At 67.3% G+C, this 13156-nt stretch carries 8 protein-coding genes and 2 rRNA genes; all 10 read left to right on the forward strand.

Translation table 11 applies throughout. The features are described 5' to 3' along the window. Nucleotides 1-7: 7 nt before the first annotated feature. The 10 genes from F0L17_RS15125 (at nt 8) to F0L17_RS15170 (ending at nt 13144) form a co-directional block, all read left to right on the forward strand. Nucleotides 8-946, forward strand: a complete 939-nt coding sequence (locus F0L17_RS15125) for a Ppx/GppA family phosphatase (protein WP_155071497.1) — start codon at nt 8-10, stop codon at nt 944-946. Between the two features lie 132 nt (nt 947-1078). Then, entirely contained in the window at nt 1079-1912 is an 834-nt protein-coding gene (locus F0L17_RS15130) for a sugar phosphate isomerase/epimerase family protein (RefSeq protein ID WP_202917974.1), read from the forward strand. Between the two features lie 171 nt (nt 1913-2083). Further along, entirely contained in the window at nt 2084-3922 is a 1839-nt protein-coding gene (ilvD, locus tag F0L17_RS15135) for a dihydroxy-acid dehydratase (RefSeq protein ID WP_155071498.1), read from the forward strand. Between the two features lie 34 nt (nt 3923-3956). Continuing rightward, a complete protein-coding gene (locus tag F0L17_RS15140; RefSeq protein WP_155071499.1) occupies nt 3957-4472 on the forward strand; it encodes a hypothetical protein in 516 nt (171 codons plus the stop codon). A 34-nt stretch (nt 4473-4506) separates the two neighbouring features. After that, nucleotides 4507-5082, forward strand: coding sequence for a GNAT family N-acetyltransferase (locus F0L17_RS15145; RefSeq protein ID WP_155071500.1), 576 nt, complete (start codon nt 4507-4509; stop codon nt 5080-5082). A gap of 32 nt (nt 5083-5114) precedes the next feature. Further along, nucleotides 5115-5900, forward strand: coding sequence for an ABC transporter ATP-binding protein (locus tag F0L17_RS15150; protein WP_155071501.1), 786 nt, complete (start codon nt 5115-5117; stop codon nt 5898-5900). Beyond that, nucleotides 5897-6634 (forward strand): ABC transporter permease, encoded by a 738-nt coding sequence (locus F0L17_RS15155; RefSeq protein ID WP_155071502.1) that lies wholly within the window; start codon nt 5897-5899, stop codon nt 6632-6634. Before F0L17_RS15150 ends, F0L17_RS15155 begins: the two co-directional genes overlap by 4 nt. A 162-nt stretch (nt 6635-6796) precedes the next feature. Further along, nucleotides 6797-7609 carry a pyrroline-5-carboxylate reductase gene (gene proC / locus F0L17_RS15160; RefSeq protein ID WP_155071503.1) on the forward strand — a complete coding sequence of 271 codons (813 nt, stop codon included), beginning with the start codon at nt 6797-6799 and terminating at the stop codon, nt 7607-7609. Between the two features lie 547 nt (nt 7610-8156). Then, a 16S ribosomal RNA gene (locus F0L17_RS15165) occupies nt 8157-9684 on the forward strand. Between the two features lie 336 nt (nt 9685-10020). Then, a 23S ribosomal RNA gene (locus tag F0L17_RS15170) occupies nt 10021-13144 on the forward strand. Together the 16S and 23S rRNA genes form the textbook arrangement of a ribosomal RNA operon. Nucleotides 13145-13156 lie beyond the last annotated feature (12 nt).

Here is a 13156-nt window from a genome sequence, read left to right on the forward strand (position 1 = left end):
GCCCCTCATGAGACTCGGTGTCCTCGACGTGGGATCCAACACGGTGCACCTGCTGGTGGTGGACGCGCACCCCGGCGCCCGACCCCTGCCCGCCTACTCCCACAAGGCGGAGTTGCGGCTGGCCGAGCTCCTCGACGACGGTGCCATCAGCCCGGCCGGCGTGGAACGGCTCACGGCCACCGTCCAGGAGGCGCTCCAGGTCGCCGAGGACAAGGGGGTGGAGGACCTGCTGCCGTTCGCCACCTCCGCCGTACGCGACGCGACCAACGCCGACCACGTGCTGGCGCGGGTGGCCGAGGGCACGGGCGTGGAGCTGAAGGTGCTCTCCGGCGAGGACGAGGCGCGGCTCACCTTCCTCGCCGCCCGGCGGTGGTTCGGATGGTCGGCCGGGCGGCTGCTGGTCCTCGACATCGGCGGGGGTTCCCTGGAGATCGCCTACGGCATGGACGAGGAGCCCGACGCCGCCGTCTCGCTCCCCCTGGGCGCCGGACGCCTCACCGGCGCCTGGCTGCCCGACGACCCGCCCGACCCCACCGACGTGCGCGCCCTGCGTCGCCATGTGCGGCACGAGATCGCCCGGGTCGTGGGCGACTTCAACAGGCTGGGCGCCCCCGACCACGTGGTCGCCACCTCCAAGACGTTCAAGCAGCTCGCCCGGTTGGCGGGCGCCCCCCGCTCCGCCGAGGGCCCCTACGTCCAGCGCGAGCTGAACCGTGCCGCGCTGGAGGAGTGGGTGCCCAAGCTGGCCGTGATGCCCGCCGCCGAGCGCGCCGCCCTGCCCGGGGTCTCCACCGGTCGGGCCAGGCAGCTGCTGGCCGGGGCGCTGGTGGCGGAGGGCGCCATGGACCTCTTCGGCGTGGACCGGCTGGAGGTCTGCCCCTGGGCGCTGCGCGAGGGCGTCATCCTGCGCCGGCTGGACACCCTGGCCACCACCACCGCGTCGTGAGCCCCACGAGACCCACCCGGTCCGCACCGGGCCTCACCACGGGATCGTCCGCGGAAGGCGCCGTGAGCTTCCCCACAACCGGCCACGAGGGGCCTTCGGCGACTCCCGGTTCACCACCCCGATCGCCGTAGGCTGTTCCCCGTGGCCGATCCAGCGCTGTCCCTCCCGGAGCCGAAGGTCGCCCTCTCCACGGCCTCCGTCTATCCGGAGACCACGGCGACGGCCTTCGAGATCGCCGCACGCCTCGGCTACGACGGCGTGGAGGTCATGGTGTGGACCGATCCGGTCAGCCAGGACATCGAGGCCCTGCGCAGACTCTCGGACTTCCACGGCGTCCCGGTCCTGGCCGTGCACGCCCCCTGCCTGCTGATCACCCAGCGCGTGTGGTCCAAGGACCCCTGGGTCAAGCTCCAGCGCTCGCGCGAGGCGGCCGAGAAACTGGGCGCGAGCACGGTCGTGGTGCACCCGCCGTTCCGCTGGCAGCGCTCCTACGCCCGGGAGTTCGTACGGGGCGTGTGGCGGATGGCGGACGAGACCGACGTCCGGTTCGCCGTGGAGAACATGTACCCCTGGCGCTACCGCGACCGCGAGATGCTCGCCTACGCGCCCGCCTGGGACCCGACCGAGGAGGACTACCGCCACTTCACCCTCGACCTCTCCCACACCGCCACCGCGCGCAACGACACCCTGGCGATGGTGGACCGCATGGGCGACCGGCTGGCCCACCTCCACATCGCCGACGGCAACGGCTCCGCCAAGGACGAGCACCTCGTTCCGGGGCGGGGCGGCCAGCCGTGCGCCGAGGTGCTGGAGCGGCTGGCCGTGAACGGTTTCGACGGACACGTGGTGGTCGAGGTCAACACCCGGCGCGCGATGTCCTCGGTCGAGCGCGAGGCCGACCTCGCCGAGGCGCTGGCCTTCACCCGGCGCCATCTCGCCTCCAGGCACCGGACGGGCGGACACTGAGCGGACGGCGGACGGCGGACGGCGGACGGCGGACGGCGCCGCGAGCCGGACGCGGACCACGTGAGGGCGTCTTACGATACGGACTTTTCGTCCGGATCCTGAGCCGGAGGCGTACGCTCGAAAGCTACGGTCCGCAGACCGCGCCCCCGGCTCACGAAGGAGTGGAGCAGCATGCCCCAGCTGAGGTCACGCACCGTCACCCACGGCCGCAACATGGCGGGCGCCCGTGCCCTCCTGAGGGCCGCCGGCGTAGCGCGCGAGGACTTCGGCAAGCCGATCATCGCCGTGGCCAACAGCTTCACCGAGTTCGTCCCCGGCCACACCCACCTCCAGCCGGTCGGCCGGATCGTCAGCGAGGCGATCAAGGAGGCGGGCGGCGTCCCCCGCGAGTTCAACTCCATCGCCGTGGACGACGGCATCGCCATGGGCCACGGCGGCATGCTCTACTCGCTCCCCTCCCGCGACCTGATCGCCGACTCCGTGGAGTACATGGTCGAGGCCCACTGCGCCGACGCCCTGATCTGCATCTCCAACTGCGACAAGATCACCCCGGGCATGTTGATGGCCGCGATGCGCCTGAACATCCCCACGGTCTTCGTCTCCGGCGGTCCGATGGAGTCCGGCCGCGCCACCCTCGTCGACGGCACCGTCCGCAAGCTCGACCTGATCAGCGCCATCGCCGACTCGGCCAACGACGCCGTCTCCGACGAGGACATGGCCCTCATCGAGGAGAACGCCTGCCCCACCTGCGGCTCCTGCTCGGGCATGTTCACCGCCAACTCGATGAACTGCCTCACCGAGGCCATCGGCCTGTCCCTGCCCGGCAACGGCTCGGTGCTGGCCACCCACACCGCCCGCCGGGCGCTGTACGAGGCCGCCGGCCGCACGGTCGTGGAGATCACCCGGCGCCACTACGAGCAGGACGACACCACCGTCCTGCCGCGCTCCATCGCCTCCCGCGCCGCCTTCGAGAACGCCATGGCCCTCGACATCGCCATGGGCGGCTCCACCAACACCATCCTCCACCTGCTCGCCGCCGCCCAGGAGGCCGAGCTGGACTTCACGATGCCGGACATCGACGCGATCTCGCGCCGCGTGCCGTGCCTGTCCAAGGTCGCGCCCAACGGCTCGTACTACATGGAGGACGTCCACCGGGCCGGCGGCATCCCCGCCATCCTGGGCGAGCTGTACCGCGCGGGCCTGCTCGACGAGGACGTCCACACCGTCCACAGCGACTCCCTGGCCGAGTGGCTCAAGACCTGGGACATCCGCGGCGGCTCCCCCTCCCCCGAGGCCGTCGAGCTGTTCCACGCGGCCCCCGGCTGCGTCCGTTCCGCCAGCGCCTTCTCCCAGTCCGAGCGCTGGGAGTCCCTGGACACCGACGCCGCGAACGGCTGCATCCGCGACGTGGCGCACGCCTACTCCAAGGACGGCGGCCTGGCCGTCCTCCACGGCAACCTCGCCGAGGACGGCTGCGTGGTGAAGACCGCGGGCGTCGACGAGTCGATCCTGACCTTCACCGGCCCCGCCGTGGTCTGCGAGTCGCAGGAGGAGGCCGTCGAGAAGATCCTCGGCAAGCGAGTGAAGGAGGGCGACGTCGTCGTCATCCGCTACGAGGGCCCCAAGGGCGGACCGGGCATGCAGGAGATGCTCTACCCGACCTCCTTCCTCAAGGGCCGCGGCCTGGGTGCCAAGTGTGCGCTGATCACCGACGGCCGCTTCTCCGGCGGCACCTCGGGCCTGTCCATCGGCCACGTCTCCCCGGAGGCGGCCGCGGGCGGCACCATCGCCCTGGTGAGGGACGGCGACCCGATCGCCATCGACATCCCGAACCGCACCATCGAGCTGAAGGTGGACGAGGCCACCCTCGCCGCCCGCCGCGAGGAGCTCGCCGGCCGGTACGCGCCGGTGGCGCGCGACCGCAAGGTGTCCACCGCCCTGCGCGCCTACGCGGCCATGGCCACCAGCGCCGACAAGGGCGCGGTGCGGGACGTCACCAGGCTCGGCTGACCCCGTCCGCGGCCCGCCCCGCATAATCGACACCATGAGCGAGCAGCGGGAGCGCCCCGAGCCCGAGCCGATCCGTTTCTACGGCACCACGTGGGTGGACCACTCCGGTGGCTACTCGCTGCGCCGGTACGCGCTCGGACTCGGGGCACTCCTGCTGGCCGTCGCCGGGGCCCTCGTGCTGCGGCTGGCCTACCAGGGCATGGCGATCGCCGAGGCCGGCACCGTCCTCAGCACGCTGTTCGTGGTGGCCTTCGCGGTGTGCAGCTCCATGGCGTTCAGCCGCACCCTGGGCGACTACACGCGAGGGCCGGACGACGCCCGCGGGCCCGACGACCCGTCGATGCGCTCCATCAAGGCGGTCGGTTTCCTCGGCGTCCTGCTGGCGTACGCCCTGCGCAGCGCGGTCGAGGCACCGGGCGAGAAACGGCGCCGCGCCGAGTACGACCGGGCCGTCGAGCGGTACGAGCGTCGGGACGCCAACCGTGCCGCCCGGCGCGGCAATCCGGCGGCCCGCCGGGGGAACGGGTCCCGATCCGGCCGCCGGCGTTGACCGCGGCCCCGTCCCCTCGGCAGGGGCGGCGTCCGTGACGTCCCCGAACGTCCTGATCACCGCGCGGCTGGCGCTGCGCGAGCTGCCGCCGGACGGCATCCGGTCCGTCCTCGCCGGCCGTCCGGGCACCGGGGTGCGCTGGGCCGAGGGCTATCCGTCACAGGAGACGCTCGGCGCGCTGGTGCGCGTGGGGCGGTCGCTCCTCGCCGATGCCTACCGCCCCGGCTTCGGTCTCTACCAGATCGTGTGGCGCGGGAGCGGCGAGACCGTCGGTGACGTCGTCTTCCACGCGGCGCCGGACGACGACGGCTCGGTGGAGATCGGCTACGCGGTGGTGGAGGCGTACCGGGGTCGGGGCATCGCCGGCGAGGCGGTGCGCGCCCTGACCGCCTGGGCCCTGGAACGACCGGGGGTCACCGAGGTGCGCGCCGAGACGGACGCGGGTAATCCGGCTTCCCGGCGCGTTCTGCGCGGGGCGGGTTTCCGTCCCGTCGGAGACACCGACGGGACGTTCCGCTTCGTCCTCACACGAGCGTCCTCCGGTCCGCACCGACCCACTCCACCCCCACGCCCCGCCCCCACGCCCCCGTCCCGGCACCGCTCCGCTTGACGCTCCCGCGGCGCGGGAGCACTATTCACCATATGGTGAGTTCCGATGTCGCCGCAGCCGTCCGCGCCGACGGCCTCACCGTCGTACGCGGCGGCCGCACCGTCCTGGCGGACCTCTCCTTCAGGGTCCCGCGCTCCACCGTCACCGGCCTGCTGGGCCCCAGCGGGTGCGGCAAGTCCACGTTGATGCGCGCCGTCGTGGGCACCCAGGCCAAGGTCACCGGCACCCTCGAAGTCCTCGGCCACCCCGCCGGTACGGCCTCCCTGCGCTCCCGCGTCGGCTACGTCACCCAGGCGCCGTCCGTCTACTCCGACCTCACCGCACGCCAGAACCTGGACTACTTCGCCTCCGTCCTCGGGCCGGCCCGCGGCGAGCACCACGAGCGGGTCGAACGCGCCCTCGCCGACGTCGACCTCACCTCCCACGCCGACGTCCTGGTCGGGCACCTCTCCGGAGGCCAGCGCTCCCGGGTCTCCCTGGCCGTCGCCCTGCTGGGCACCCCCGACCTGTTGGTCCTCGACGAGCCCACCGTCGGCCTGGACCCGGTCCTCCGCCGCGGTCTGTGGGACCTCTTCCACCGCCTGACCGCCGAACGCGGCACCACGCTGCTCATCTCGTCCCACGTCATGGACGAGGCCGACCGCTGCGAACGCCTGCTGCTGATGCGCGCCGGGCGTCTCCTGGCCGACGACACCCCCGAGAGCCTGCGGGCCCGCACCCGCACCGACACCATGGAGGACGCCTTCCTCCACCTGGTCGACACCGCCCGCCGTGCGGAGCGGGACAACCCCGCGTGGCAGGAGGAGACGACCCGATGAGCACCCGGCGCACCCTGGCCACCGCCCGCCGCGTCCTGCGCCAGCTCGGCCACGACCGTCGCACGATCGCGCTTCTGCTCTTCGTCCCGGTCCTGCTGCTGACGCTGCTCTACTACGTCTTCGACGCCGACCGCCGCGCCTTCGACGGCATCGGCGCCCCGCTGCTGGGCATCTTTCCGCTGATCACGATGTTCCTGGTGACCTCCATCGCCACCCTGCGCGAGCGCACCTCGGGCACCCTGGAACGCCTGCTGTCCATGCCACTGGGCAAGGCGGACCTGATCCTCGGCTACGCCCTGGCCTTCAGCGTGCCGGCCGTGGTCCAGGCCGCTCTGGCCACCGGTGTGGCGGTATGGTTCCTGGATCTGGACGTCGCCGGCTCCCCCTGGCTCCTGCTGCTGGTCGCCCTGCTCGACGCCGTCCTCGGCACGGCGCTCGGTCTGTTCGTCTCGGCCTTCGCCGCCACCGAGTTCCAGGTCGTCCAGTTCATGCCCGCGTTGATCTTCCCCCAGCTCCTGCTGTGCGGCCTGTTCGCGCCGCGCGACAGCATGCAGCCCGTCCTGGAGGCCGTCTCCAACGTGCTCCCCATGTCCTACGCCGTGGACGGCATGAACGAGGTGCTGCGCAACGCCGACGTCACCGGCGACTTCGTCCGCGACGTCGTGGTGGTCGCCGGCAGCGCCGCCCTCGTCCTCGCCCTGGGCGCGGCCACCCTCCGCCGCCGCACCTCCTGACGCCCGCCGCGGCCCGGGCGCGGCTCCCCGCGGCGCACCCGTCCGGCGGATCGACGCAAGGGGGTGCCCGCCAGTTGGACGGTCCCGCGGCCCCGCGGGCCGGAGTGCGAGGATTGCAGCGCACCACCGCACGTACCGGAACCGGACGAGGTGAGCCGTCCCATGACCCAGAAGATCGCCGTCCTCGGAGCGGGCAAGATCGGCGAGGCCCTGCTCTCGGGCATGATCCGCGCCGGCTGGTCGTCCTCCGACCTCCTGGTCACCGCGCGCCGTCCGGAGCGGGCCGAGGAGCTGTGCGTGCGCCACGGCGTCACGGCCGTCACCAACGCCGAGGCCGCCAAGGCCGCCGACACCCTCATCCTGGCCGTGAAGCCCCAGGACATGGCGGCCCTCCTCGACGAGCTGGCGCCCCACGTCCCCGCCGACCGGTTGGTGATCAGTGCCGCGGCCGGCGTCCCGACGACCTTCTTCGAGGAGCGCCTCGCCGAGGGCACCCCGGTCGTCCGCGTCATGCCCAACACCCCGGTACTGGTGGACGAGGGCATGTCCGTCATCTCCGCGGGCACGCACGCCACCGAAGCCCATCTGGCCCGCACGGAGGAGATCTTCCAGCCGGTGGGCAAGACGCTGCGCGTCCCGGAGTCCCAGCAGGACGCCGCCACCGCCCTCTCCGGATCGGGCCCGGCGTACTTCTACTTCCTGGTGGAGGCGATGACCGACGCGGGGATTCTGCTCGGTCTGCCCCGGGACAAGGCCCACGACCTGATCGTCCAGGCCGCCATCGGGGCCTCGGTGATGCTCCGCGACAGCGGCGAGCACCCGGTCAAGCTTCGTGAGGCGGTCACCTCTCCGGCGGGCACCACGATCAACGCCATCCGCGAGTTGGAGAGGCACGGCGTCCGCGCCGCCCTCATCGCGGCGCTGGAGGCGGCCCGCGACCGCAGCCGTGAACTCGCCTCGGGCGGCAGCAACTAGCGGACAGCCGGCGGTTTGATGCTCGGCGTCCCGTCGTGTAATGTTCTCCGAGCTGTCACGGGATCGCCTCGGTTCCGTGCGGCCCTTCTGCCACGTCCGGTGGCGACCACTCACTTGGTGTGAATCCCTTCCGGGATGGATTTCGGTGTGCCGTATTGCCGTGTTTCCGTTCCGAGCGGCTCGGTTTTGGAGCCGGCGGGGAAATCCGCTACGGTGATGGAAGCGCCGGAAACGGCGTGAAGGAAATGCAGGACCCCGCCGGCCGGGGATTCGGAGACCGAAAAGGGATCTGATAGAGTCGGAGACACCGAAGGGAAGCGCCCGGAGGGGCCCCGGGAAGGGGTGCCGATGGAAGCGTCCGTTCCTTGAGAACTCAACAGCGTGCCAAAAGTCAACGCCAGATATGTTGATACCCCGTCGTCGGAACCGGTCGGTTCCGGTGATGTGGTTCCTTTGAAACACACAGCGAGGACGCTGTGCGCCCCGGGATCATTCCTCCCGGTGGCGCCGCTCCCCGCGGATGTGACCCCCGGAGTACCGGGAAGCATTCACGGAGAGTTTGATCCTGGCTCAGGACGAACGCTGGCGGCGTGCTTAACACATGCAAGTCGAACGATGAACCTCCTTCGGGAGGGGATTAGTGGCGAACGGGTGAGTAACACGTGGGCAATCTGCCCTGCACTCTGGGATAACTCCGGGAAACCGGAGCTAATACCGGATACGACCATCGCGGGCATCCGTGGTGGTGGAAAGCTCCGGCGGTGCAGGATGAGCCCGCGGCCTATCAGCTGGTTGGTGGGGTGACGGCCCACCAAGGCGACGACGGGTAGCCGGCCTGAGAGGGCGACCGGCCACACTGGGACTGAGACACGGCCCAGACTCCTACGGGAGGCAGCAGTGGGGAATATTGCACAATGGGCGCAAGCCTGATGCAGCGACGCCGCGTGAGGGATGACGGCCTTCGGGTTGTAAACCTCTTTCAGCAGGGAAGAAGCGCGAGTGACGGTACCTGCAGAAGAAGCACCGGCTAACTACGTGCCAGCAGCCGCGGTAATACGTAGGGTGCGAGCGTTGTCCGGAATTATTGGGCGTAAAGAGCTCGTAGGCGGCCTGTCGCGTCGGATGTGAAAGCCCGGGGCTTAACTCCGGGTCTGCATTCGATACGGGCAGGCTAGAGTTCGGTAGGGGAGATCGGAATTCCTGGTGTAGCGGTGAAATGCGCAGATATCAGGAGGAACACCGGTGGCGAAGGCGGATCTCTGGGCCGATACTGACGCTGAGGAGCGAAAGCGTGGGGAGCGAACAGGATTAGATACCCTGGTAGTCCACGCCGTAAACGTTGGGCACTAGGTGTGGGCGGCATTCCACGTCGTCCGTGCCGCAGCTAACGCATTAAGTGCCCCGCCTGGGGAGTACGGCCGCAAGGCTAAAACTCAAAGGAATTGACGGGGGCCCGCACAAGCGGCGGAGCATGTGGCTTAATTCGACGCAACGCGAAGAACCTTACCAAGGCTTGACATACACCGGAAACATCCAGAGATGGGTGCCCCCTTGTGGTCGGTGTACAGGTGGTGCATGGCTGTCGTCAGCTCGTGTCGTGAGATGTTGGGTTAAGTCCCGCAACGAGCGCAACCCTTGTTCTGTGTTGCCAGCATGCCTTTCGGGGTGATGGGGACTCACAGGAGACTGCCGGGGTCAACTCGGAGGAAGGTGGGGACGACGTCAAGTCATCATGCCCCTTATGTCTTGGGCTGCACACGTGCTACAATGGCCGGTACAATGAGCTGCGATGCCGTGAGGTGGAGCGAATCTCAAAAAGCCGGTCTCAGTTCGGATTGGGGTCTGCAACTCGACCCCATGAAGTCGGAGTCGCTAGTAATCGCAGATCAGCATTGCTGCGGTGAATACGTTCCCGGGCCTTGTACACACCGCCCGTCACGTCACGAAAGTCGGTAACACCCGAAGCCGGTGGCCCAACCCCTTGTGGGAGGGAATCGTCGAAGGTGGGACTGGCGATTGGGACGAAGTCGTAACAAGGTAGCCGTACCGGAAGGTGCGGCTGGATCACCTCCTTTCTAAGGAGCATTCTCGGCCGGTCGTCTTCGGGCGCCGGTCCAGAGGCCAGTACATCGGCGAGTGTCCGGTGCTGGTGGCTCGTGGGTGGAACGTTGACTAGTCGGTGCTCGTGGTGGGTTCGTCTCTTCCAGTACTGCTCGGTCTCTCTTCGGAGGGGTGGGCGTGGAACGGAGAGGTGGGCGGCCGTGGGTGTCGGGCGCGCTGTTGGGTGTCTGAGGGTGCGGCCGTGAGGTCGTGGTTCCCTTGGGTTCCGGACCCGGTGTACTCGCCTGTGGGGTGGGGTGACGGTGGGCCGGTCGTTGTTTGAGAACTGCACAGTGGACGCGAGCATCTGTGGCCAAGTTTTTAAGGGCGCACGGTGGATGCCTTGGCACCAGGAACCGATGAAGGACGTGGGAGGCCGCGATAGGCCCCGGGGAGCTGTCAACCGAGCTGTGATCCGGGGGTGTCCGAATGGGGAAACCCGGCAGTCGTCATGGGCTGTCACCCGCTGCTGAACACATAGGCAGTGTGGAGGGAACGCGGGGAAGTGAAACATCTCAGTACCCGCAGGAAGAGAAGACAACCGTGATTCCGGGAGTAGTGGCGAGCGAAACCGGATGAGGCCAAACCGTTCACGTGTGAGACCCGGCAGGGGTTGCGTGTGCGGGGTTGTGGGAGTGTGCTGGATCGGTCTGCCGGCCGGTCGGAGAGTCAGAAACCGTCGTGATAGGCGAAGGGCATGCGAAAGGCCCGGCGTAGAGGGTAAGACCCCCGTAGTCGAAATCATGGCGGCTCTCTTGCGTATTTCCCAAGTAGCACGGGGCCCGAGAAATCCCGTGTGAATCCGGCGGGACCACCCGTCAAGCCTAAATATTCCCTGGTGACCGATAGCGGATAGTACCGTGAGGGAATGGTGAAAAGTACCGCGGGAGCGGAGTGAAATAGTACCTGAAACCGTGTGCCTACAAGCCGTGGGAGCGTCGCCGTGAGTGCTTGCGCTTGCGGTCGTGACTGCGTGCCTTTTGAAGAATGAGCCTGCGAGTTTGCGGTATGTTGCGAGGTTAACCCGTGTGGGGGAGCCGTAGCGAAAGCGAGTCCGAACAGGGCGATTGAGTAGCGTGCCCAAGACCCGAAGCGGAGTGATCTAGCCATGGGCAGGGTGAAGCGGCTGTAAGAGGTCGTGGAGGCCCGAACCCACCAGGGTTGAAAACCTGGGGGATGACCTGTGGTTAGGGGTGAAAGGCCAATCAAACTCCGTGATAGCTGGTTCTCCCCGAAATGCATTTAGGTGCAGCGTCGTGTGTTGCTTGCCGGAGGTAGAGCACTGGATAGGCGATGGGCCCTACCGGGTTACTGACCTTAGCCAAACTCCGAATGCCGGTAAGTGGTAAGCGCGGCAGTGAGACTGTGGGGGATAAGCTCCATGGTCGAGAGGGAAACAGCCCAGAGCATCGACTAAGGCCCCCAAGCGTGTGCTAAGTGGGAAAGGATGTGGAGTCGCAGAGACAACCAGGAGGTTGGCTTAGAAGCAGCCATCCTTGAAAGAGTGCGTAATAGCTCACTGGTCAAGTGATTCCGCGCCGACAATGTAGCGGGGCTCAAGCACACCGCCGACGTCGTGTCATCGGCACAGTAACCTCCAACGAGGGTGTCGATGGGTAGGGGAGCGTCGTGTGCCGGGTGAAGCAGCCGTGGAAGCGAGTTGTGGACGGTACACGAGTGAGAATGCAGGCATGAGTAGCGATACAGGAGTGGGAAACTCCTGCGCCGATTGACCAAGGGTTCCTGGGTCAAGCTGATCTGCCCAGGGTAAGTCGGGACCTAAGGCGAGGCCGACAGGCGTAGTCGATGGACAACCGGTTGATATTCCGGTACCCGCTGTGGAGCGCAAGGGCCGAGCCCGGTGATGCTAAGTCCGTGAAGCCCTCTCGTGCCTTCGGGTGCGGGGTGTGGTGGAGCCGACGGTCCGATCCGGTAGTAGGTGAGTGATGGGGTGACGCAGGAAGGTAGTCCAGCCCGGGCGGTGGTTGTCCCGGGGTAAGGGTGTAGCCCGAGGGGTAGGTAAATCCGTCCCTCGTGTAGGGGTGAGACCCGATGCCGAGCCGATGGTGGCGAAGTGGATGATCCTATGCTGTCGAGAAAAGCCTCTAGCGAGTTGCACGGCGGCCCGTACCCCAAACCGACTCAGGTGGTCTGGTAGAGAATACCGAGGCGTTCGGGTGAACTATGGTTAATGAACTCGGCAAAATGCCCCCGTAACTTCGGGAGAAGGGGGGCCATGTCTGGTGACGAGTCTTGCACTCCGAGCCGGGTGTGGCCGCAGAGACCAGCGAGAAGCGACTGTTTACTAAAAACACAGGTCCGTGCGAAGCCGTAAGGCGAGGTATACGGACTGACGCCTGCCCGGTGCTGGAACGTTAAGGGGACCGGTTAGTGGTGCTTCGGTACCGCGAAGCTGAGAACTTAAGCGCCAGTAAACGGCGGTGGTAACTATAACCATCCTAAGGTAGCGAAATTCCTTGTCGGGTAAGTTCCGACCTGCACGAATGGCGTAACGACTTCTCGACTGTCTCAACCATAGGCCCGGTGAAATTGCACTACGAGTAAAGATGCTCGTTTCGCGCAGCAGGACGGAAAGACCCCGGGACCTTTACTACAGCTTGATATTGGTGTTCGGTTCGGCTTGTGTAGGATAGGTGGGAGCCGGTGAAGCATGCACGCCAGTGTGTGTGGAGGCGTTGTTGAAATACCACTCTGGTCGTGCTGGATGTCTAACCCGGGTCCGTGATCCGGATCGGGGACAGTGTCTGGTGGGTAGTTTAACTGGGGCGGTTGCCTCCCAAAGGGTAACGGAGGCGCCCAAAGGTTCCCTCAGCCTGGTTGGTCATCAGGTGGTGAGTGTAAGTGCACAAGGGAGCTTGACTGTGAGACTGACGGGTCGAGCAGGTGCGAAAGCAGGGACTAGTGATCCGGCGGTGGCTTGTGGAAGCGCCGTCGCTCAACGGATAAAAGGTACCCCGGGGATAACAGGCTGATCTTCCCCAAGAGTCCATATCGACGGGATGGTTTGGCACCTCGATGTCGGCTCGTCGCATCCTGGGGCTGGAGTCGGTCCCAAGGGTTGGGCTGTTCGCCCATTAAAGCGGTACGCGAGCTGGGTTTAGAACGTCGTGAGACAGTTCGGTCCCTATCCGCTGTGCGCGTAGGAGTCTTGAGAAGGGCTGTCCCTAGTACGAGAGGACCGGGACGGACGAACCTCTGGTGTGCCAGTTGTTCTGCCAAGGGCATGGCTGGTTGGCTACGTTCGGGAGGGATAACCGCTGAAAGCATCTAAGCGGGAAGCCTGCTTCGAGATGAGGACTCCCACCCCGTTTCAGGGGGTAAGGCTCCCGGGAGACGACCGGGTTGATAGGCCGGAGATGGAAGCTTCGTGAGGGGTGGAGTCGACCGGTACTAATAGGCCGAGGGCTTGACCGTAGATGCTCGCGT

It is taken from the genome of Streptomyces taklimakanensis, assembly GCF_009709575.1.
GTDB lineage: Bacteria > Actinomycetota > Actinomycetes > Streptomycetales > Streptomycetaceae > Streptomyces > Streptomyces taklimakanensis.